The sequence below is a fragment of the Streptococcus sp. HMSC078H03 genome, assembly GCF_001808655.1.
Taxonomy (GTDB): Bacteria; Bacillota; Bacilli; order Lactobacillales; family Streptococcaceae; genus Streptococcus; species Streptococcus salivarius_G.
Map to the genome: position 1 here is coordinate 1 of NZ_KV794074.1, position 280 is coordinate 280.

Genomic DNA, 280 nt, shown 5'->3' on the forward strand with positions numbered 1-280 from the left:
CCATCATCATCGTAGCTAATACCTTCTATTTCCGGTGTATAGGCCCAACCCATATTCTCCATCAACATAATGACGTCCGGATCTGTCCCCTCCTTATGAGGGATATGCTGAGCATAATAAACAGAGTTAAATTTTAAATTAATAAAGGTAAATAGGCTCATTCCTAAGACTGTAACCAGCCCTAAAAATAGTCCTACAAAAATCCCTAAAATATTGCTTTTTTTCATTGTCATCTTCTCTTTCCTTTTCTCTAATTAAACCTACTTTGATAAATTAAATT

General features: G+C 34.3%; 1 pseudogene. It reads right to left on the reverse strand.

Going from position 1 to position 280, the window contains the following annotated elements:
* Positions 1-227, reverse strand: a pseudogene (locus HMPREF2607_RS01295) (hypothetical protein); the annotation flags it as partial.
* Between the last annotated feature and the right edge of the window lie 53 nt (positions 228-280).